Here is a 20,655-nt window from a genome sequence, read left to right on the forward strand (position 1 = left end):
GAAAGGGTGATGGTGAATGCCTCTCACGCGCGAACAAATCGTCCGGCGCGCCGTCCAAGAGATCCGGGACGGGGACTACGTGAACCTCGGCATCGGCATGCCGACGCTTGCGGCCAACTACATCGATCCCAGCCGCGGGGTGATGCTTCATTCCGAAAACGGCCTCATCGGCATGGGCCCATACCCCTACGAGGGCGAGGAGGATCCGGATCTCATCAACGCGGGAAAGGAGACGGTTACGGCGGTGCCCGGCGCGGCGTTTGTGGACAGCGCGGAGTCGTTCGCCATGGTGCGCGGGGGTCACATCGACATCGCCATCCTCGGCGCCATGGAAGTCTCGGAGTTCGGGGATCTCGCCAACTGGATGATCCCCGGCAAGATGGTCAAGGGGATGGGCGGCGCGATGGACCTCGTCCACGGCGCGAAACGGGTGATCGTCACGATGGAACACGTGAACAAGGACGGGCAGCCGAAGATCCTGAAGACCTGCCGCCTGCCGCTCACGGGCCGGCGCGTGGTGCACCGCATCATCACGGACTACGCCGTGATGGACGTGACGGAACAGGGTCTCGTGCTGCGCGAGGTGGCCCCCGGCCACACCGTGGAAGAGGTCCAGCGCATCACGGAGCCCGAGCTCCACATCCCGCCCGAGGGCGTGAAGGTGATGCTGGTCGAATGACGTGAGGGTATCCAAAAGGAGGGTTGGCATGTGCAAGACGTGGTGATTGCTGGGGCGGTGCGGACGCCCATCGGATCGTTTCAGGGCGGTCTATCGCCGCTTTCGGCGCCCGATCTCGGCGCGGCCGTGATCCAAGCGTCGCTTAAGCGCGCGGGGGTGCGGGCGGAGGACGTGGACGAAGTGGTGATGGGCAACGTGCTGCAGGCGGGCCTTGGCCAGAATCCCGCGCGGCAAGCCGCCATGCGCGCCGGCATTCCGGAAGACGTCCCGGCGACGACGGTGAACATGGTGTGCGGGTCGGGGCTCAAGTCGGTCATGCTCGCGGCGCAGGCCATTCGCGCCGGAGACGCGGGCGTCCTCGTGGCGGGCGGCATGGAGTCGATGTCGAATGCGCCGTATTTGCTGCCCGGGGCGCGCGAGGGGTACCGCATGGGCCACCGCGAAGTCGTCGACAGCATGATCCGGGACGGCCTGTGGTGCGCGTTTTGCGACATCCACATGGGCGTCACCGCGGAAAACGTGGCGAGCCGCTATGGGGTGAGCCGCGAAGACCAGGATCGGTTCGCGCTGCGAAGTCAGATGCGCGCCAAGGAGGCCATGGAGGCGGGCCGGTTCAAGGACGAGTTGGTGCCCGTCTCGGTTCCGCGGCGCAAGGGCGAGCCAGTCTTGGTGGATCGCGACGAACACCCGCGCCCCGACACGACGTACGAGGCGCTGGCCAAGCTTCGGCCCGCGTTTCAGGCGGACGGTACCGTGACCGCGGGCAACAGTTCCGGCATCAACGATGGCGCGGCGGCCATGCTGGTGCTCGGCCGGGATCGCGCCGAACAGCTTGGCGTGAAGCCAATGGCGCGCATCGTGAGCTACGCGAGCGTGGGCTTGGATCCGAGCGTCATGGGGCTTGGCCCCATTGAGGCCACGCGCAGGGCGCTCGAGAGGGCGGGGCTTTCCGTCGAAAATCTGGACCTCATCGAGGCGAACGAGGCGTTTGCGGCACAGGCCCTTGCGGTGGCTCGCGAGCTGTCATTCCCAGATGACAAATTGAACGTGAACGGCGGCGCCATTGCGCTCGGCCACCCCATCGGCGCGAGCGGGGCGCGGATTCTGGTCACGCTGCTTCACGAGCTCGAGCGCCGCGGCGGCCGCTTTGGCCTCGCCACGCTGTGCATCGGCGGGGGGCAGGGCGTGGCCATGGTCGTGGAACGCCTCTCGCACTGACGCCCACACGGCCATTACCTTGAGGAGGGATCCTCGTGGCAGACGAAGTGCTGAGCATGATCGCGAGCGCAAAGCTCGTTCCGCCGCCTGAGGCGTACGCGGCCCGGTCGTATCTGTCAAGCTACGGCGAGTACCGAGCGAAATACCAGGCGTCCATCGACGATCCGGCGGCCTTCTGGGACGAGATTGCCGACGAGTTGGTCTGGCAGCAGCGCGGAAAGACGGTCATCGCGGGCGATCTCCCTGATTTTCAGTTCTTTCCCGGCAGCTACATCAATGTCTGCGAGAACTGCGTGGACCGGCACGCGAAGGACCCGATGTACCGGAACAAGGTGGCGCTCTTCTTCGAAGGGGAAAACGGCGAGCGCAAGAGCGTGACCTACTACGAACTCCAGGATGCGGTGTCTCGGTTTGCGAACGCGCTCAAGGATCTCGGCCTGCGCCAGGGCGATGTCGTCTGCGTGTACATGCAGAACCTCATTGAAACCTACGTCGCGCTTTTGGCCTGTCTGCGCATCGGCGTGCTCTACAACACCGTGTTTGCCGGGTTCTCGGCCGAGGCGCTGCGCGAGCGGATTGTGCGCTGCGGGGCCAAGGCCGTCATCTGCGCCAATGGCAGTCTCAGGCGCGGCCGCGTGCTGCGGCTGAAGGAAACCGTGGACCGGGCGCTCGAAGGCGTGGAGACGGTGGAGCATGTGATTGTGTATCGGCGCCTCGCCGATCTCGACACCCCGATGACCCCCGGGCGCGATCTCGACTTCGAGTCGCTCGTCAAGGGCGCCTCGCGGGACTGCCCGCCCGCCGTGCTGGAGGCGAACGAGCCCTCGTTCCTTATCTTCACGAGCGGGACCACGGGCAGGCCCAAGGGCATTGTCCACGCCGGCGGCGGGTTTCTGCTCGGAACCTACGCGTACACGAAATACCAGCTCGACCTGCGGCCCGAGGACATCTACTGGAACACGGCGGACATCGGCTGGCTCACGTCGCACATCTTCGTGTTGGTCGGCGGCCTCGCCTTGGGCACCACGACCCTCCTGTACGAGGGCGCGCTCGATTGGCCCAAGCCGGGAAGGCTGTACGAGATGATTGAGCGCTACCGCGTCAACAAGCTGTTCTCGGCGCCCACAGCGTACCGGATGATGATGAAACACGGCGAGGACGTCGCGCGGTCCTACGACCTGTCGTCGCTCGAGCTCTTGGTGTCGGTCGGAGAGCCGTTCAACCCGGAGGCCTGGCATTGGGTGCGCCGCGTGGTCGGCGGTGACGTGGCCGTCATCAACAACACCTGGGGTCAAACGGAGACAGGCGGGACGCCGCTCGCGCTGTTGCCAGGAGCGGTGCCTATGAAGCCCGGTTCCTGCGGTGTGCCGTTCTTTGGGCACGATCTCGCTGTGGTGGACGAACAGGGCCGGGAGGTGCCGGACGGCGTGCCCGGATATCTCGTCATTCGGCGCCCGTTCCCGTCGCTCGCGCGCGACGTCTACGGCGATCGGAGCCTCTACCTGAACGCGTACTTCTCGCGTATGCCGGGGCTGTATTTCACGGGCGACAGCGCGGTCCGCGATGCGGATGGCCACTTCTGGGTGCTCGGCCGCGTCGACGACGTGATCAACGTGTCCGGCCATCGCATCAGCACGATGGAAATGGAGAGTTCCCTCATTCAGCATCCGGCCGTGGTGGAGGCCGCGGTTGTGGGCGAGCCGGACGAGGTGAAGGGACAGGTGCCGGTGGCGTTTGTGACGCTCGAGCGGGGGTGGGAACCAGGCGTGGAGCTGGAGGAGGAACTAAAGGCCCGCGTCGTCGCGGACATCGGCTCGTTTGCACGCCCTGCGCGGGTGTACTTCGTGGAGGCCATGCCCAAGACGCGGTCGGGCAAGATCCTGCGGCGGATGTTGCGAGAGATCCTGCAGACCGGCGAAGTGAAGGGCGACGTGACCGGTCTGGAGGATTGGGAGGCCGTCGAGCGGCTTTTGCACGACTTGCGCGAGCGCGCGCCGGGTCACGAGTGATGGCGAGCGACAAGGCCGTCCACCAATTGAGAAGGCGAGAGCACCTCAAGCGCGCCATCTGAACATTCATTGCAAGCGCTTGCTTATTCGGCTACAGTGAAACGTGAGTGCGAAGGGAGAGAGGCCGCGTGGACTTTGATCTCACCTCGGAACAAAAGATGATCCGCGATACGGTGCGCGAGTTTGCGGAAGCCGAGATTGCGCCGCACGCCGCGGAGTGGGATAGGACCGAGCACTTCCCCATCGAGGTGTTTCGCAAGATGGGCGAACTCGGCTTCCTCGGGCTGACCATCCCGGAGGAATACGGCGGCGCAGGGGCCGACATGATCTCGTACTGTCTGGCCGTGGAGGAAATCGGGCGCGCCTGCGGCGGGACGGGGCTCAGTTACGAGGCGCACGTGTCCCTCGCGTGCACACCCATTCTGCTCTATGGGACGGAAGAACAGAAAAAGAAATACCTCGTGCCGATGGCGCGGGGCGAGGCGCTTGGCGCGTTTGGCCTGACGGAGCCAGGGGCCGGATCGGACGCAGGGGGGACGCGGACGACAGCGGTCCTAGAGGGCGACAAATGGGTCATCACGGGCAACAAGATCTTCAACACCAACGGCGGCTATGCGAAATACGTCGTGCTCACCGCGTTGACGGATCCTGCGTCGCGGGGCATCAGCGCGTTCATCGTGCCGACCGACGCCGAGGGCTTCTCCGTGAGCAAGCCGTATGAGAAACTGGGCATGCGGGCGTCCAACACGGTCGAACTGATCCTGGACCACGTCCGCGTCCCGAAGGAGAACCTGCTCGGCCCGCTGAACGCCGGCTTCAAGCAGTTTCTATCGACCCTGGACGGTGGACGCGTGGCCATCGCGGCGCTGGCGGTCGGCATCGCGCGCGCGGCGTTTGAAACGGCGCTCGCCTACGCGAAGACGCGGGTGCAGTTCGGGCAGGCCATCAGCAAGTTCCAGGCGATTCAACACAAGCTCGCCGACATGGCGATGCACATCGATCTCGCCCGGAACGCGGTGATGAAGGCCGCGTGGCTGAAGGATCAAGGCCGTCCGTACACGCTGGAGGCGTCGTACGCGAAGCTCTTCGCCTCGGAGATGTGCACGCGGACCTGCGAGCAGGCCATTCAGATCTTGGGCGGCTACGGCTACATGCGCGAATACCCGGTGGAGCGCCATTATCGCGACGCGAAGCTGGTTGAGATTGGCGAGGGCACGTCGGAGATCCAGCGCCTCGTCATCGCGCGCCAACTGGGGTGTTAGGGGGTGGCTGGCGTGTTCCGCAAGGTGTTGATCGCGAATCGGGGCGAGATCGCGAGGCGCATCCTTCGCACGTGCAGGCGGCTTGGCATTGCGACGGTGGCCGTGTATTCCGACGCGGACGAGAAAGCGCTTCACGTCCGCGAGGCAGACGAGGCCGTGCGCATCGGCGAGGCACCGGTGGCCAAGAGCTACCTGAACATCGAGGCCATCCTGCGCGCCGCCGAAGAGACCGGCGCCGAGGCCATCCATCCAGGCTACGGGCTTTTGAGTGAAAACGCGGATTTTGCGCGAGCGGCGATGGAGCGAGGCATCCGCTTCATCGGGCCCTCGCCGGAGGCCATCGCGGCCATGGGGAGCAAGGTGGCGGCGCGGGAAACGGTGAAACGCGCGGGCGTTCCGGTCGTGCCGGGGAGCGAGGGCGCAGTGGCGAGTGTCGACGAGGCGGCGCGCATCGCGGCCGAGATTGGCTATCCGGTCATGCTCAAGGCGTCGTATGGCGGCGGCGGAATCGGCATGCAGGTGGTGCATTCCGAGGAGGAGTTGCGCAAGGCGTTCGCGTCGAACTCGGCGCGCGCCAAGGCGTACTTCGGCAACGGCGAGATGTTCCTGGAGAAGCGCGTGCAGAGGCCGCGCCACGTGGAAATTCAGGTGTTGTGCGACGGGCACGGGCACGGCGTGTATCTCTGGGAGCGCGAGTGCTCCATCCAGCGGCGCCACCAGAAGGTCGTCGAGGAAGCGCCGTCCCCGTTTGTCGACGAGGCCCTCCGGCGCGACATGGGCGAGGCGGCGCTCGCCATCTGCCGGGCCATCGGTTACGAAAACGCGGGAACGCTGGAATTTCTCGTGGATGAGGAGAAGCATTTCTACTTCCTCGAGATGAACACGCGCCTGCAGGTCGAACACCCGGTGACGGAGATGATCACGGGGCTCGATCTCGTCGAGTGGCAGCTGCGCATCGCGGCCGGTGAGCCGCTTGGATTTGAACAGGGCGACATCCGGCGCGACGGCCACGCTATCGAGTGCCGGGTGTACGCCGAAGATCCGGAGAGGATGCTGCCGTCTCCCGGCACGATTGCGCGCATGGTGTTGCCGGAGGGCGAGGGCATTCGCAACGACGTCGGCGTTGAGGCGGGCTCGGAAATCACGCCATTTTACGATCCGATGATTGGCAAGCTCATCGCCCACGGCCGAGATCGAGCCGAGGCCATCGCGCGCATGAAGCAGGCGCTCGACGCGTATGTCATCGAAGGCATCCGCTCGAACCTGCCGCTGCTTCGCGCCATCGTCGCCTCGGATCGGTTCGCCGCGGGGGACACCACGACCGACTTTTTGGAATCCTGGGGGAAGCGCTGAGGAGGGTGCGTCATGGCAACGGTGCAGGCGAGCATGGCGGGCATCGTGCTGCGCGTGCTGGTTCAGCCTGGCGATCGCGTCGAGGCTGGGCAGGACGTCGTCGTGCTCGAGTCGATGAAGATGGAGGTCCCCATTCCGGCCGAAGGGGCCGGCGTGGTGGCCGAGGTGTTGGTGAACGAGGGCGACTTCGTCAACGAAGGGGACGATCTCGTCCGGCTGGAAAGCTGACGCAAAGAGGGCGATCACATGGCAGAGCGCGTGTGGCTGCGCGAGGTCGGGCCGCGCGACGGGCTGCAGAACGAACCGGGCGTGATCGACACGGCGGTCAAGGTGGAGCTCGTCGAGCGGCTCATGGACGCAGGGCTCACATCCATCGAGGTCTCGTCGTTCGTGCATCCGAAGTGGATTCCGCAGCTGGCGGACGCCGACGAGGTGTTCGCGCGGATTCGGCGCAGGCCCGGCGTGGAGCTGTCGGCGCTCGTGCCGAACGAGCGCGGGCTCGCAAGGGCGCTCGCGGCGAAGGTGGACGCGGTGCACGTGTTCATGTCGGCAAGCGAGTCCCACAATCTGAAAAACATCAACAAGACCGTCGCAGAGACGTATCCCGTGCTGCGACCCGTGATTGAGGGTGCCAAGGCGGAAGGCCTCGTGGTGCGCGGGTACGTGTCCACGGCCTTCGGCTGCCCGTACGAAGGCAGGGTGCCGGTGTCGCAGGTCCTCGCCGTCGTGGAGCGGCTCTTCGAGCTTGGCGTCGATGAAGTGGCGCTCGGCGACACCATTGGCGTGGCGGTGCCCACGCAGGTCGCGGACCTGGTGCGCGAGGTGGCGCGCATCGCGCCGCTCGACCGCATCTCGCTCCACTTCCACGACACGCGCGGGATGGCGATTGCCAACCTCTACGCGGGCTTTCTCGCCGGCGTGCGGCGGTTTGACGGCTCCGTCGGCGGACTCGGCGGTTGTCCGTACGCGCCCGGCGCATCGGGAAACGTGGCGATGGAGGACGTGCTGTATCTCTTTCACAGCATGGGCGCGGAGACGGGCGTCGACGCCGAACGGTATTTGGACGTTGTCGCCTGGTTGGAAGGGAAGCTCGGGAAGCCCCTGTCGAGCCACGCGCGGCAAGTCGCGAGAAGCGCATGTCAGACCACATGAGGGAGGGTTGGCGCGGTGGCGGATGAGCGGTTGGAACAGATGCGGGCGCGCGCGATGGCAGGCGGCGCCGCGAAGTATCACGAGAAAAACCGGGAACAGGGCAAGCTGTTTGTGCGCGATCGCCTGAAGCTCCTCCTGGATGACGGCCTGGAGGTCGAGGACGGGCTGTACGCGAACTGCGCCGCGGACGATCTGCCTGCGGACGGCGTGGTGACCGGGATTGGGCGCATCCACGGGCGGAAGGTCGCCGTCATGGCCAACGACAGCACGGTCAAGGCGGGAAGCTGGGGGGCGCGGACGGTCGAAAAGATCCTCCGCATTCAGGAGACCGCGGAGAAGCTTCACATCCCCCTGATCTACCTGGTGGATTCGGCCGGCGCGCGCATCACGGATCAGGTCGAGATGTTTCCCGGCCGGCGGGGCGCAGGGCGGATCTTCTACAACGAGGTACGCCTGAGCGGCCACATCCCGCAGATTTGCCTGCTCTTCGGCCCGTCCGCGGCTGGCGGCGCGTACATTCCTGCGTTCTGCGATCTCGTCATCATGGTCGAAGGCAACGCCAGCATGTACCTGGGCTCGCCGCGCATGGCGGAGATGGTCATCGGGGAGAAGGTGACGCTCGAGGAGATGGGCGGCGCGCGCATGCACTGCACCGTGAGCGGTTGCGGGGACGTGCTCGTAGAAGACGAGCCGAGCGCTATCGAGGCGTGCAGGCGATACCTCAGCTACATGCCGGACTCGTACCTCGGGCGACCGCCCGTGGAAGCGCCGCGCGATCCGGCGCCGTCCGACCGTCCCGCCTCGGCGATTGTCCCGAAGAATCCGAACGTGCCGTTCAACATGTACGATCTCATCCATCGGCTGATCGACGGCGGTTCGTGGTTTGAGGTGAAGGCGCTGTTTGCGCCGGAGATCATCACGGGGCTCGCGCGCATCGCGGGGCGGCCGGTCGGCATCATCGCGAATCAGCCGCGCGTGAAGGGCGGCGTTCTGTTCGTCGACTCCGCCGACAAGGCGGCGCGTTTCATTGCGCTGTGCGATGCGTTTCACATTCCCCTCCTCTTCCTGGCGGACGTGCCCGGGTTCATGATTGGGACGAAGGTGGAGCGCCAGGGCATCATTCGCCACGGCGCGAAGCTCATCGCCGCGATGTCCGAGGCCACGGTGCCGAAGATCTCGGTGATTGTGCGCAAGGCGTACGGCGCAGGGCTGTACGCCATGGCGGGGCCCGCGTTTGAGCCGGACGCGTGCATCGCGCTGCCGACGGCCGAGATCGCCGTGATGGGGCCGGAGGCGGCGGTGAACGCGGTCTACGCCAACAAGATCGCCGAACTGGAAGAGCCCGAGCGGTCCGCGTTTGTGAAGGGGAAGCGAGAGGAGTACCGGCGCGACATCGATATTTACCGCTTGGCGTCCGAGCTCGTGGTGGACCACATCGTGGACGCGGACGAATTGCGGGACGAGCTCATCCGCCGGTTCGCGATGTACGAAGGGAAATCGGTCGCGTTCGGGCACCGGAAGCATCCGGTGTATCCGGTTTGAGAGGGGAGACGAGCGTGGAACAGCCGATGGTCTGGCACAGGGGCGAGGACGGGATCGCCGAGCTCGTGTTGAACCGGCCGGATGCGATGAATGCGCTCAATTACGCGCTGCTTTGCGCGCTGGAGGACGCCGTGCGCGAGATCGCGCAGGACCGCGGCGTGCGGGCCGTGATCGTCCGGGGAGAAGGCAAGGGGTTCTGCGCGGGGGCGGACCTGAAGGAGCGGCGCGGGCTTTCGCCAGATGAGGTGCGGCGCAACGTGCGCCTGACGCGCGAGGCGTTCGATCGCGTCGCGCGCCTGCCGCAGCCAACCATTGCGGTGCTGCACGGATTCGCGTTCGGCGGCGGGCTGGAGTTGGCGCTGGCGTGCGACTTTCGCATCGGCAGCCGCGATCTCCGGCTCGGCTTGACGGAGACGTCCCTCGCCATCGTCCCGGGGGCGGGCGGGACGCAGCGGCTCGCCCGCCTCATCGGGCCGACGTGGGCGAAGTGGATGATCTTCACGGCTGCGCGCATCGATGCGGAGCGCGCGAGAGAGCTCGGCATCCTGCTCGAGGTGGCCGATACGCGCGAGGCCGCCATGGATGTGGCGCGATCGCTGGCTCGCGCCATCGCCGACAACGGACCGGTAGCGGTGCGCCAGGCGAAGTGGGCCATCGATCGCGGCCTCGACGTCGATCTCGCGACGGGGCTCGCCATCGAGGACGCGGCGTACGAGGGCGTTTTGCCGACGGCGGATCGCCTGGAGGCGCTCGCCGCGTTCGCCGAGAAGCGCAAGCCGCAGTTCCGCGGCGAATAGGCGGCGGGGTGTGGGTCTTCGCGCCGCGCCCCGCGCGCGGGAGGTGCGCCTCGCGCCCTGTGGCGGGCGCGAGGCACCGGCCCCGACACGGGCGGTCAGGGGGCGGATGGATCGATCGCGACGCGGGGCTCATCCCCCGTCAGAAACCGATACCAGCGGTGGCGGAAGCGGACCTGCGGCGCGTCGGCGGGCACGTGTGCCTCCATGCGGAGCGCTTCGGGAATGGGCCTCGGGTGCTGGCTTTCGACGACCCGCTGATCCTCGCGCAGCACCCGCAGGCTGTAGTGGCGGAACAGGGCGTCGATGCCGGGGACGGATCGCAGAAAAGAGCGGCCGGCGTAGCCGAGAATGCGCGTGGTCTCCGCGTCGACAGGCGTGAAGGTGACAAAATTGATGAAGCCGCTGCCTTCGGCCGGCCGCAGAATCCACATCTGCGGGAACCAGTACTCGAGCACGCCGCCGCCATTGCGAATGACGATGCGATTGCCATCGTCGGTGTCAAAGGACACGCGCGGAATGACGGCGGGTGTCCGGCGTCCGATGGTCTTTCGGTGGACGAACGCCAGGTGCGCGACGTCGAGCACGCTTTCCACGACGCGCGTGAGGTGGGCCTTCCACACGTCCTCATACGGGACGAGGCGATACGATCCGTCGGTGAGCTCGGAAAACAGGGGTGGCTCCGGTGGGCTGGTGTCGCTGCCGAGGTACACCCATGCTATCCCGCCTCGTTCGCAGGTGGGAAACGCGCGGTTGTGGGCGAAGGCAGGGATGGGGCGGTCCGGGTGCGCCGGGATGAGCGAGCAGCGGCCGTCGCCTTGAAACTGCCAGCCGTGATATGCGCACGCCAGTTGTCCGCGTTCGACGCGGCCGAGCGCGAGATCCGCGCCTCGGTGGGTGCAATACCGGGACAGCGCGCGCACGTGCCCTGTTGCGTCGCGGAACAGGACGAGATCGCGCCCTGCCACGCGCACGGCAAGCGGTCTCCCGTGCGTGAGCTGCTTGGAGAAACAGACCGCGTACCATGTCGCGGGAAACACGCGGTCTTCGCTGGGCGTAGGCGTTGTTCGTTCAGCCATGGTCAAACGCCTCCTGGCCGAAATCGTCTCATTCATTCTGAATTATATATACTGGTAAGTTAATTATGCAAGAGAAACAGGGCTGCACGAACCTCCGCCGGATTTCGTCAGGTCTGAAAGCGCCCGGCGAGCGCCTCGGCTTCCACTCCAACGACATTGTAATCGCATCCGTCTGACGCGCCAAGTGAAGATTGAGTAAAGAGAACTTCACGCAAATTCAAAATCGAAGTATGTTCTCATCCCCTCTCGTGTGGTATTCTGTAGTGCTCGGCTGCGATTCAAGCTTGAACAAAGGAGCGATGCTCGTGGACCACGCAACGCGCATCACGTTTTTTGGCGGAACGCGCACCATCGGCGGCACCATTTTCCAGGTGAAGACCTCGTCCGCAGAGATCATCTTCGACATGGGGCACGTCGTTCGCCCCACTTCCCCGATGTTCGCAGGTGCGCTGCGGCCGCGTTCGACCGCCGACCTTCGAGCGGTCGGCATTCTTCCGGATATTCCTGAACTTTATGCAGGAAAAATACGTGACACTTTGGCAATTTGCATAAGCCATAATCACTTGGATCATACCTCTATTTTGCCTTATATGGCAAATGAAATCTCGGTTTTTGCGACGAAAGATACCTGTAAAATCTTGCAACTTCTCTCCGCAGCCGGGATCGAGGACCAACCCCCTCTGCGGCTCATCGCGATGGAGCCCGAGGCGTGGCGGAGCGTCGGGGATCTGCAGTTCCAGTTTGTTTCGGTCGATCACGACACGCCCGGTGCCGCGGCCATCTTCGTCAGCGCCCCGGATATGCGGTTGGTCTACACGGGAGATCTGCGGTTTCACGGGTGGAGGCCCGAGGTCACCCACGCGTTCGTCGAGAAGGCGCGAAAGTTCGAGCCGGACGTTCTGCTCATCGAGGGGACACGGGCCGGAGACGAGGCGCGCCCGCAGGCGACGGAGCAGGAGCTCGTCCGTCTGATTGTAGAGGCCATGGTGGGTGAGGCTCGCATGGTCTATTTCAATCCGTATCCACGGCATCCGGAGCGCGTGCTCGCGTTCGCCCGCGCGGCTCGGGAAGCGAAGCGCATCCCGGTGTTCGAAGCGCGAACGCTCTACGTGGCCTCGCACTTCACCGACGACTTGCCCGAGGGCATCCACGTGTGGGCGGACGAGGCCCTGCCGGATCCGGTCGCCAGATGGCTTCAAGACACGGGCTTGCCCTCGCTCGACGCGGCTCGCGTGCGGGCAACATCCGGTGCGTTTGCCGTCGAACTCGCGTACGACAGGCTGTGGCGGCTCATCGATCTCGGCTCTGCGGCCTCGGGCCTTTATATTCACTCCAACGGCGCCCCGCTCGGTCCGTTCGATCCGGCCTGGGACAATCTCCAGCGCTGGCTCGCGCACTTCGAGGTGACCTTTCGCGCCATCGGCACCAGCGGCCACGCGGCGCTCGACGAGATCGAACGGACCGTCGAGGCCATCCGTCCCCGGGTCTACCTGCCCATTCACTCGTTCCATCCAGAGCGCGTCATGGCACCTGGGATCCCGCGGGTGCTGCCCGAGGAACGCGTGGATTACACCTTGCCTCACCTTCTCGCCATCGCGTCCATGGCTTCCGGGGCGTGAGCCGGTGCCGAGGCGGCCGGCCGCCCCGGTCTCTTCACGATGCCCCACTCAATTTTCGTTTAGCGAAAAGAAAGGCGATCGCGGCCGCCGCTTGCGCGGCCAAGATCATGCCGATCACGCCGCGCCAACCCATGTCCGTCCAGAACAGGCCAGCGACAAAACCGATGACACTAGAACCAGTGTAATAACAAAAGAGATACAAAGCCGAGGCCTGTGCCCGCTCTGCGCCACCCAGGCTGCCGACGCTCGACGAGGCGGTGGCATGCGCGCCGAAGAAGCCGAACGTGAACACCACCATCCCGGCGACGATGGCGGCAAGGCTTCGCGCGCAGGTGAGCACCGCACCTGCGGCCATGATGGCAATGTTCAGCGGCAGCACGCGATGACGTCCGATTCGATCCGTCAAGCTGCCCATGAACGATGAACTGAACGTGCCCGCGAGATAGGCGAAGAACAAGAGTCCGATGACGGACGTCGAGAGGTGATAAGGCGCGCGCGCGAGGCGAAAGCCCATGTACGTGTAGAGGGACACGAATCCGCCCATCAGAAGCCCACCCACGAGATACAGCGCGTCCAGTTCCGGCCGCGTCACCGCGCGTGCAAAGCGGGACAAAATCTCCCGGGCGCCATCCCTTCTCTGCTCAAAGTGCCGCGACGCTGGCAGAGCCCAAGCCACATAGCCGCTCAAGGCCAGGCTCACCGCGCCGAACGCCATCATCCCGATCCGCCACGAGGCGCCATCGGCCACCAAGCTGATGAGCACGCGCCCGAGCAAGCCGCCGAGCGAGTTGCCGCTGATGTACAGACCCATCGCAGCTCCCAGGCTCGACGCATCCATCTCCTCGCTCAGGTAGGTCATGGCCACAGCAGGCAATCCGGCCAGCGTGAACCCTTCCAAGGCCCGCGCGGCAACCAGCTCCCAGAACGTCGGCACGAGGCCGATGGCGAATTGGAGTGCGGACGACGAGAATAGGGAGAAGATCATGATCGGTTTGCGGCCGAATCGGTCCGAGAGTGACGCAAACACGGGGAGGGACAGCGCGAGGGTGAACGTCGAAGCGGAAAGCGCGAGGCTCGCGGTTGCCGGCGATCGGGCGAACGCCAAGCTGAACGTCGGGATGAGCGGCTGCACCGCATACAGGTTGGCGAAGATGACGAGGCCCGCAGCGAGAAAGGCGATGCTCACGCGCCGGTAGACCGGCGTGCCTCGCACGATGTAGGCGTGATCGCCCGGAGATTGAGACGGAAGCACCCGATCCACCCTCTTCCTCCAAGTGAAAGATCACAATTCCAGCATACGACGATCTCGGCGCGAAGGCCAGCCACCGCGACATTCGCAGCGAGATTCGGATGGCGTTACAATGGAGCCGGATGGCCATCTCACGAGGCATCATGGGGATGCCTTTCGAAAGGGACAGTGGCATGAGGTTTGTCTCGCGCTGCCTTGAAGCGCTTGGCCGATATCGAGCTCTGGCTTGCGCCGCCATCACCGCGGCGTCGTTGGTCGGTTCCATGCTTTTGGCGCCCGAAGCTTCCGCCGACTCGGTATCCATGGCGACCGCCGTGGGCTATGGCGGTTATTACGTGGCGGACGCGTGGGTGCCGGTGCACGTCTTCGTCCGAAACGAGGGCCCGGCGAACATGGCGAAGCTGGTGCTGCGCGTGGGCGGCCCGTCGATTGGGGATCGGCGCGTGACGGGCGTGTTGACCTGGCCGCTTTGGCTGCCAAAGGATGGCTATGCGTCGACGTTTATCGACGTGCCGGGCAGCGCGCTTGCGCAGGGGACGGCGCTCGACCTGGTGGTCGGTGGGCGCGTCGTCACGAGCTCCTGGCTTGGGGGCAACAGCGTCTCGCACGTCGATCTCGTCGGGGTCGTGAGCGACAGCTCGCAGGCCACGCAGTTTCTGGCCGGAACGAGCGCGGACGGCATGCCGGTTTTGCCCGTTGCGCTCAAGGCTTACGATTTACCCACGTCCGCGCAGGCGCTCGCGAATCTGAGCGCGCTGGTGGCCAGCGTGGACGAGCTCCGCGCGCTGTCCACCGCGCAGGCGCGGGCGCTCGCGAACTGGGTGGCGCAGGGCGGGCTCCTCATTGTGACGGGCACGGGCGATGCGCCGTCCGAGTTCGGGCAGCTTCCCATTTCTCCTGGCGCGTTCCAAGTGGTGAACGGCGATCCGCTGGCGAACTTCGCGGGCACAGGCGGCGGGCCGGGCCAAATCGAGTCCACCGCCGGGCAGGCCGCGGCTTGGGCCCGCCTTTGGGCGGGATCGAACGCCGAACCCCTGGTGGCGAGCAAAACGTTTGGCCGGGGGCAGATCTGGCAGACGTCCTTTTCTCCGCTCGATCCGGATCTACTGGCTTGGCCGGGGAATGCGCAGATGTGGACGGCCCTGTTTCACGACGCCAATCTGGCGCAGACGGCGGACGTGGCTGTCTCCGGCCTCCTGCGCCCGACGGGCGGGCTTAGCCTGACGAGCGTGGGCGACGCGCTGGAGCCGCTGCGCATGCCGGGGCTCTCCACGTTTGCCCTGGTGCTCCTGGCGTACCTGGTGGCGGCGGGGCCGGTCGCATTTTTTGTGCTCCGGCGCGTTCGCCGGGCGGCGCTCGCGTGGGTCATCCTGCCCGCCCTGAGCGGCCTCACCACGGTCGGCATCTTTGTGCTCGGCGGATCGTCGCGGCCCGCGGGACTTCTGATGAACGGCGTCGGCGTGATGGATCTGCTTGGCGACGGGCGCGCGTTTGAGTACGGCGCGCTCGCCATGATGTCGCCCGACAGCGGCGATGAGATCCTCCGCTTGCCCCCTGCCGACGACGTTCTGACCTTGCAGAGCGACACGGAGCCCGTGGCGAACACTCGAATCGAACACGGCGGTGGCGCCACGCTGGTGTCTCTCGCCGACGTGCCGCGTTGGCATGTGCGCTACGTGTTCGCGTCGGGATTCGACGAAGCCGCCGGCCGGATCCAGTGCAATTTCAAAGAAGCGTATGGTCTTTTGTTCGGCACGGTGACCAACGAGACGCGGATGACGCTCTCGGATGTCGCGGTGGTGTATGACGGGATGCTGGTCAAGTTGGGCACGCTCGCGCCGGGCCAGACGAGATCGCTCAACGCGAGCCAAGAGGTGCAGACGTCGTCCTGGATTTCGGATTACGGGCTGTACAACCGCCAACTGACGCACGGAATTGGCCGAACGCTCGGCGCGTATTTGTCGGGGCTCGTCGCGGAATGGCACCCTGGCTCTGCGGAAGCCCTCGTGGTGGCCACGGCCAGTCGCGGTCTGCCCGAGCTTTCGGTGCCGTCCAATCAGCGCGCCGTGGCGAGCGAGAAGACGCTCGTGCTTGTGCGCGAGTACGCACCGGTGATGCCAGTGGTGGAGGCGGGATCGTGATTCTCACGCAGAACCTCACGAAGCGGTACGGAAAGACGTTGGCGGTGAACAACCTCAACCTGAACGTCGACCGTGGGGTCATCTTCGGGCTTGTGGGTGAAAACGGGGCTGGCAAAACCACGGCGCTGTCGATGCTCGCGACGCTGACGCTGCCGTCGTCCGGGCGCGCGTATGTCTGCGGCCACGAGGTGACGCGGGAACCGCAGGCGGTCCGCCGGGCCATCGGGTACATGCCGGATTCGTTCGGCGTCTACGACGATCTCACGGTGATGGAATACCTGCGCTTCTTCGCACAGTGTTACGGCGTGGACAGGCGGACCATCTCGCGCCGCGCGGAGGAACTTTTGGAACGCGTTCGCCTCGCGGACAAGCGAGACGTCTACGTCAATCACCTGTCGCGCGGCATGCAGCAGCGCCTCGAGGTGGCGCGCTGTCTCATGCACGATCCGGACGTGCTCATTTTGGACGAGCCCTCGAGCGGCCTCGATCCGAAGTCGAGGCTCGAGATGCGCTCGGTGCTCGCCGGATTGCGCGAGTTGGGCAAGACCGTGATCATCAGCACGCACATTCTCAACGAACTCGCCGAAGTCGCCGACGAGGTGGGCATTCTGCTGCGCGGCGAGCTCGTGGCCGTGGCAGCGGTTCAGGTGATGGTCCAGCATTCGAGCGCGTACCGCACCATCGTGATTGACGGGCGCGATCTCGGCGACGACTTCGTCAAGGCACTCTTCGCCGATCCTCACGTCGCCGAGGTCCGGCCGCTCGCACCAGGCTGGGAGGTGCTCTACGCGGGCACGCTGGCGCAGCAGGCCGAACTTTTGAGTCGGCTTGTCTCAGAAGGGTTTTCCATCACGCAGTTCCGCGAGCAACCGACGGACATTGAGCAACTGTTCCTCCGCCTTGCGGCGATCCAGGAGGGGGCGATCTCGTGAAGTGGCACCTCAACCCGCTGCTCCTCAAGGAGTTCCGCCAGCGCATGCGCACCATTCGGGCCCCGCTCGTCATCACGGCCTACCTGTTTGCGATGAGTGCGCTGACCGTCTTTCTCCTGTACGAAAACGTACAGGGGCAGCTGTACTTGGTCCAGCCCACGAAGAGCCAGCAGGTGTTTGCGCTGGTCAGCCTCTTGCAGATGGTGGTGGTGGCGTTTTTGGCGCCGGCGTTCGCGTCCGGCTCCGTGAGCGGTGAACGAGAGCGGAAGACGCTCGCGGTCCTTCTGACCACGCCGGTCGGTCCTTTTGGCATCCTGTTCGGCAAGGTCGTCTCCTCGAGCGCGCTTTTGGTCCTGCTCGTGGTCCTGACGTTGCCCGTGTACAGCCTGGTGTTCCTCTATGGCGGTGCCGTGCCGGCGCAGGTCGCGTCCGTCCTTGGGTTCCAACTTGTTACGATTGTAGTCATTTCTGTAGTATGCGTACTGTTTTCGACCATCGCGCTCAGGTCCACGTGGAGCACGGTATTCGCCTACGGCAGTGTCGGCCTCATGACTGTCATCTTCGGGGCGCTCGGTTACGGCTTGAAGTCCCTGTACGAGCAGAATCCCATCGACTACTCGGCGCTCGTGTGGTCTCACTTTTTCTACGCGTTGGATCCGCTGTACGTCGAGGCCGCGTTCTTGGGCGTGGTGTCCGCCGCGCCTCACGTGTGGGTGCCTTTTGTGGAGTTCTATGCGGTCGTGATCGCCATCCTGTTGGTTCCGAGCCTCTGGCGCCTGAGGCCGCAGTGGTTCTCGTGGCTGCCCTTCGTGAGTGGCACCGAGAAGCAGTATCAGTGACGGGCGGCGCGGTCGGCGAGGGCATGTCATAGGAGGGGCGGGCGGCGCGTACAGGTGTAAGGACCTGTGCGCGTGGGGGTGGACGAGTTGACGGCCGTCCAGATGGCGTTCGGGCTCTGCATGGTGCTGTTTGGCGCAGAGCTGTTCACCAACGGCGTGGAGTGGCTCGGCGTGAAGCTCCGCCTGGGCGAGGGCGCCGTGGGGAGCGTGCTGGCGGCGCTCGGAACGGCGCTGCCCGAGACGGCGGTTCCCATGACGGCGATTGTGCTCGGCGGTGGCGAGGCGGACCAGGTCGGCATGGGTGGGATTTTGGGGGCGCCGTTTCTGTTGGCGACGCTCGGCGGGCTCGTGCTCGCGCTCGCCGCTGTGCTGTTTCGCACAGGCCATCCCGCGGGTGGCATGGCGGTCAGCAGCCGGGCCTTTCTGCGCGATCTCGCCTTTTTTCTGGTCGGGTTCTCCCTCTCCCTCGCGCCCGCAGCGTGGCCGGCGCCTTGGTTCAAAGCGTCGGTCGCGTGTTTGCTCATCGGCTGGTATGTGGTCTTCGTCCGCGCGCACCTGCGCGACGGCGACAGAGCCGAGTCCGCGCCCGACCTGCGGCCGCTCTACCTGAACCGCCGCCACGGCCATCCGGCCGCGGTCGCCGTCCTCGCGCAGATCGCCCTGGCGGTTCTGATCGTGGTGGCAGGCGCGCACCTTCTCACGAAGGGCGTGGAATCCGTCGCAGCGGAGCGAGCGGTGCCCGCGTTTGTGCTCTCCGCGCTCGTCGTGCCCCTGGCCACGGAATTGCCCGAGACGTTGAACAGCGTCCTCTGGATGCGAGACCGAAAGGACGCCCTCGCCGTCGGCAACATCACCGGCGCCATGGTGTTTCAGGGGACGCTCGTGCCTGCCATCGGCATGCTCTTGACCGACTGGACGTTCACGCGCACGGCCTGGTGGACCGCCGGGCTCACGGTCGCGGCCGCCTCGTACCTGCTGATGGCGGTGCACCTCGCGTCGCGCGTTGAACCGTGGATGTTGGTGGTTCCCTCCATCGCGTACTTTGCGTTTCCCCTCGTCGCCTTCCAGCTCCATGCGTTGTCGCCGTCGGCCCGCCTTGCGCTTGTAGCCGCGATGTTGGCCTCGTCGGCGCTCTGCGCGGCCCTGTGGGTGCGATCTCGGCGCGACCTGCCCCCTCGCCGCTAGGCGCTACACTTCCCTCGCGAGATGGGAGAACACACTATCGAGCGCCTCTGCCGTCTCCTCGATGTCCGCGTCGCTGTGAACCGCCGAAACAAACCACGCCTCGTACTTGGACGGCGCGATGAGGATGCCGCGATCGGAGAGGAGATGGAAGAACCGAGCGAAGCGCCGGCTGTCCGTGCGCGTCGCCGCCTCGTAATCGCGCACCGGCTCGCGGCCAAAGTAGATGGTGAACGCACCGCCGACGCGGTTGACCACGATATCGATCCCGTTCGCGCGAGCAGCCGTCTCGGCCACGTCCACGAGCAACGCCGCGCGGCGGGCCATCTCGTCGTACAGGCGAGGATCGGACAGCGTGCGCAGGCAAGCCATGCCTGTGCGCATGGAGAGCGGGTTCCCCGCCATGGTGCCGGCCTGGTACGCGGGCCCGAGTGGCGCCACCTGCTCCATGATGTCCCGCCGCCCACCATACGCGCCGATGGGCAACCCCCCGCCGATGATCTTGCCGAGCGCGTACAGGTCTGGATGCACGCCGTAGAGCTGCGCCGCGCTCCCGTAGTGAAAGCGAAAGGCCGTGATCACCTCGTCGAAAATCACGAGCGCCCCCACTTCGTGGCCCAGGTCGATCACGTCGGCCAGGTACCGATCGTCGATGGGCGGCACGATGCCGAAATTGCCCACAATCGGTTCCACGAGGATGGCCGCGAGGTCCCGGCCGTGGGCGGCGAGCGCCTCCTTGAGCGCGGCGCGATCGTTAAACGGCACGGTGACGATCTCGCTCGCGATGTTGCGCGTGACGCCCGCGCTGTCCGGCACGCCGATGGATGACGGGCCGCTGCCTGCAGCGACGAGCATCGCGTCCGAGTGGCCGTGGTAACACCCGGCGAACTTGAGCACCTTCGTTCGCCCCGTGTAGGCGCGCGCGACGCGAACGGTCGTCATCACCGCTTCGGTTCCGGAGTTGACAAAGCGAATGCGCTCCAAGTCCGGGATGGCGGCGCGCAGCATTTCGGCAAACTCCACCTCGTACGGCGTGGGCGTTCCGTAGAGCACGCCGTCCTCCGCAGCCTCCTGAATCGCGCGCGTGATGGCCGGATGGGCGTGGCCGAGAATGGAAGGGCCATAGCCCGCGAGGTAGTCGATGTACCGGTTGCCGTCCACGTCGTAGAGATACGGCCCTTCGCCGCGGACCATGACCACGGGCGTGCCCCCGCCGACGGACTTGTACGATCGCGACGGGCTGTTGACGCCGCCCAAGATCACCTGTTCGGCTCGCTGAAACCAGACTTCCGACTGACGTCTCTCCATATCCTGTTCCTCCTCCGCGCACCATTGTTTCAACTGCTCTTTGCGCCGTCAAGGGAAGGCGCCGCGCGCATGAGCTGCCGGCGGCCGGGGCAACGTAGGGAAAACGGCGTTCGGAGGAGATGGAGCTTGCGCATGACGCCGCTCGACATGGCGCGAAGATCGATGCAGCAAACGCACGCGGCGGTCGGCCGCCAGCCCGAATTGCGCGTCCTCGCCTTGGAAGACGCCTTTCCCACAGAGAAAGGCTCGCCGGACAAGCCGTATCGGCGCTGACGGGCGATACATCCCGGCGGCTCC

At 65.6% G+C, this 20,655-nt stretch carries 19 protein-coding genes; 15 read left to right on the forward strand and 4 right to left on the reverse strand.

Annotation, left to right across the window (positions count from 1 at the left end; genetic code table 11):
- Nucleotides 1–16: 16 nt before the first annotated feature.
- The 9 genes from AS26_RS05120 (at nucleotide 17) to AS26_RS05160 (ending at nucleotide 10,012) form a co-directional block, all read left to right on the forward strand.
- Nucleotides 17–679, forward strand: coding sequence for a CoA transferase subunit B (locus AS26_RS05120; protein ID WP_062306793.1), 663 nt, complete (start codon nucleotides 17–19; stop codon nucleotides 677–679).
- A 30-nt stretch (nucleotides 680–709) separates the two neighbouring features.
- Entirely contained in the window at nucleotides 710–1,897 is a 1,188-nt protein-coding gene (locus AS26_RS05125; RefSeq protein WP_062306796.1) for an acetyl-CoA C-acetyltransferase, read from the forward strand.
- 35 nt (nucleotides 1,898–1,932) lie between these two features.
- The gene (acs, locus tag AS26_RS05130) at nucleotides 1,933–3,906 is read left to right on the forward strand and encodes an acetate--CoA ligase (protein WP_083515993.1); all 1,974 of its coding nucleotides are present in this window, start codon (nucleotides 1,933–1,935) and stop codon (nucleotides 3,904–3,906) included.
- Nucleotides 3,907–4,034: 128 nt separating this feature from the next.
- Nucleotides 4,035–5,168: an acyl-CoA dehydrogenase family protein gene (locus tag AS26_RS05135; RefSeq protein WP_062306798.1), complete on the forward strand. Its 1,134-nt coding sequence runs from the start codon at nucleotides 4,035–4,037 to the stop codon at nucleotides 5,166–5,168.
- A gap of 12 nt (nucleotides 5,169–5,180) precedes the next feature.
- Complete coding sequence (locus AS26_RS05140; RefSeq protein ID WP_062306827.1) at nucleotides 5,181–6,521, forward strand: acetyl-CoA carboxylase biotin carboxylase subunit; 1,341 nt, start codon at nucleotides 5,181–5,183, stop codon at nucleotides 6,519–6,521.
- A 12-nt stretch (nucleotides 6,522–6,533) separates the two neighbouring features.
- Nucleotides 6,534–6,749, forward strand: coding sequence for an acetyl-CoA carboxylase biotin carboxyl carrier protein subunit (locus AS26_RS05145; RefSeq protein WP_062306801.1), 216 nt, complete (start codon nucleotides 6,534–6,536; stop codon nucleotides 6,747–6,749).
- Nucleotides 6,750–6,767: 18 nt separating this feature from the next.
- On the forward strand, nucleotides 6,768–7,673 hold the full coding sequence (locus tag AS26_RS05150) for a hydroxymethylglutaryl-CoA lyase (protein WP_062306804.1): 906 nt from the start codon (nucleotides 6,768–6,770) through the stop codon (nucleotides 7,671–7,673).
- Nucleotides 7,674–7,712: 39 nt separating this feature from the next.
- Entirely contained in the window at nucleotides 7,713–9,215 is a 1,503-nt protein-coding gene (locus AS26_RS05155) for an acyl-CoA carboxylase subunit beta (protein WP_062306830.1), read from the forward strand.
- 14 nt (nucleotides 9,216–9,229) lie between these two features.
- The gene (locus tag AS26_RS05160; protein WP_062306807.1) at nucleotides 9,230–10,012 is read left to right on the forward strand and encodes an enoyl-CoA hydratase-related protein; all 783 of its coding nucleotides are present in this window, start codon (nucleotides 9,230–9,232) and stop codon (nucleotides 10,010–10,012) included.
- Between the two features lie 95 nt (nucleotides 10,013–10,107).
- Here the strand turns inward: AS26_RS05160 and AS26_RS05165 are convergent, their stop codons facing one another.
- A complete protein-coding gene (locus tag AS26_RS05165; protein WP_062306809.1) occupies nucleotides 10,108–11,088 on the reverse strand; it encodes a Rieske 2Fe-2S domain-containing protein in 981 nt (326 codons plus the stop codon).
- Between the two features lie 278 nt (nucleotides 11,089–11,366).
- Entirely contained in the window at nucleotides 11,367–11,660 is a 294-nt protein-coding gene (locus AS26_RS14650) for a hypothetical protein (RefSeq protein WP_245629628.1), read from the reverse strand.
- Between the two features lie 18 nt (nucleotides 11,661–11,678).
- On the opposite strand from AS26_RS14650, the gene AS26_RS05170 reads away from it, so the two are divergent.
- Complete coding sequence (locus tag AS26_RS05170; protein ID WP_373278151.1) at nucleotides 11,679–12,707, forward strand: MBL fold metallo-hydrolase; 1,029 nt, start codon at nucleotides 11,679–11,681, stop codon at nucleotides 12,705–12,707.
- Between the two features lie 34 nt (nucleotides 12,708–12,741).
- On the opposite strand, the gene AS26_RS05175 is transcribed toward AS26_RS05170, so the two are convergent.
- Nucleotides 12,742–13,968: an MFS transporter gene (locus AS26_RS05175; protein ID WP_245629623.1), complete on the reverse strand. Its 1,227-nt coding sequence runs from the start codon at nucleotides 13,966–13,968 to the stop codon at nucleotides 12,742–12,744.
- 161 nt (nucleotides 13,969–14,129) lie between these two features.
- Between AS26_RS05175 and AS26_RS05180 the strand changes: the two genes are divergently transcribed.
- The 4 genes from AS26_RS05180 to AS26_RS05195 all read left to right on the forward strand — a co-directional run bounded on the left by AS26_RS05180 (nucleotide 14,130) and on the right by AS26_RS05195 (nucleotide 19,053).
- Complete coding sequence (locus AS26_RS05180; RefSeq protein WP_245629624.1) at nucleotides 14,130–16,097, forward strand: DUF8725 domain-containing protein; 1,968 nt, start codon at nucleotides 14,130–14,132, stop codon at nucleotides 16,095–16,097.
- Nucleotides 16,094–17,029: an ABC transporter ATP-binding protein gene (locus AS26_RS05185; RefSeq protein ID WP_062306814.1), complete on the forward strand. Its 936-nt coding sequence runs from the start codon at nucleotides 16,094–16,096 to the stop codon at nucleotides 17,027–17,029. Before AS26_RS05180 ends, AS26_RS05185 begins: the two co-directional genes overlap by 4 nt.
- Nucleotides 17,026–17,868: an ABC transporter permease gene (locus tag AS26_RS05190; RefSeq protein WP_157068451.1), complete on the forward strand. Its 843-nt coding sequence runs from the start codon at nucleotides 17,026–17,028 to the stop codon at nucleotides 17,866–17,868. The genes AS26_RS05185 and AS26_RS05190 overlap by 4 nt, the downstream gene beginning before the upstream one ends.
- A gap of 66 nt (nucleotides 17,869–17,934) precedes the next feature.
- Nucleotides 17,935–19,053 carry a sodium:calcium antiporter gene (locus tag AS26_RS05195; RefSeq protein WP_245629625.1) on the forward strand — a complete coding sequence of 373 codons (1,119 nt, stop codon included), beginning with the start codon at nucleotides 17,935–17,937 and terminating at the stop codon, nucleotides 19,051–19,053.
- Nucleotides 19,054–19,056: 3 nt separating this feature from the next.
- Here the strand turns inward: AS26_RS05195 and AS26_RS05200 are convergent, their stop codons facing one another.
- On the reverse strand, nucleotides 19,057–20,358 hold the full coding sequence (locus tag AS26_RS05200) for a glutamate-1-semialdehyde 2,1-aminomutase (RefSeq protein ID WP_062306817.1): 1,302 nt from the start codon (nucleotides 20,356–20,358) through the stop codon (nucleotides 19,057–19,059).
- Between the two features lie 126 nt (nucleotides 20,359–20,484).
- Here AS26_RS05200 and AS26_RS14400 point away from each other — a divergent pair, with 126 nt between their 5' ends.
- Complete coding sequence (locus tag AS26_RS14400; protein WP_169793472.1) at nucleotides 20,485–20,631, forward strand: hypothetical protein; 147 nt, start codon at nucleotides 20,485–20,487, stop codon at nucleotides 20,629–20,631.
- The last annotated feature ends 24 nt before the right edge of the window (nucleotides 20,632–20,655 follow it).

The sequence above is a fragment of the Alicyclobacillus sendaiensis NBRC 100866 genome, assembly GCF_001552675.1.
Classification (GTDB): Bacteria; Bacillota; Bacilli; order Alicyclobacillales; family Alicyclobacillaceae; genus Alicyclobacillus; species Alicyclobacillus sendaiensis.

Coding starts and splice junctions, on each gene's coding strand:
- AS26_RS05120 (WP_062306793.1), top strand. CDS start 17: ATGCCTCTCACGCGCGAACAAATCGTCCGGCGCGCCGTCCAAGAGATC.
- AS26_RS05145 (WP_062306801.1), top strand. CDS start 6,534: ATGGCAACGGTGCAGGCGAGCATGGCGGGCATCGTGCTGCGCGTGCTG.
- AS26_RS05150 (WP_062306804.1), top strand. CDS start 6,768: ATGGCAGAGCGCGTGTGGCTGCGCGAGGTCGGGCCGCGCGACGGGCTG.
- AS26_RS05155 (WP_062306830.1), top strand. CDS start 7,713: ATGCGGGCGCGCGCGATGGCAGGCGGCGCCGCGAAGTATCACGAGAAA.
- AS26_RS05165 (WP_062306809.1), bottom strand. CDS start 11,088: ATGGCTGAACGAACAACGCCTACGCCCAGCGAAGACCGCGTGTTTCCC.
- AS26_RS14650 (WP_245629628.1), bottom strand. CDS start 11,660: ATGATCCAAGTGATTATGGCTTATGCAAATTGCCAAAGTGTCACGTAT.
- AS26_RS05170 (WP_373278151.1), top strand. CDS start 11,679: ATGGCAAATGAAATCTCGGTTTTTGCGACGAAAGATACCTGTAAAATC.
- AS26_RS05180 (WP_245629624.1), top strand. CDS start 14,130: ATGAGGTTTGTCTCGCGCTGCCTTGAAGCGCTTGGCCGATATCGAGCT.
- AS26_RS05200 (WP_062306817.1), bottom strand. CDS start 20,358: ATGGAGAGACGTCAGTCGGAAGTCTGGTTTCAGCGAGCCGAACAGGTG.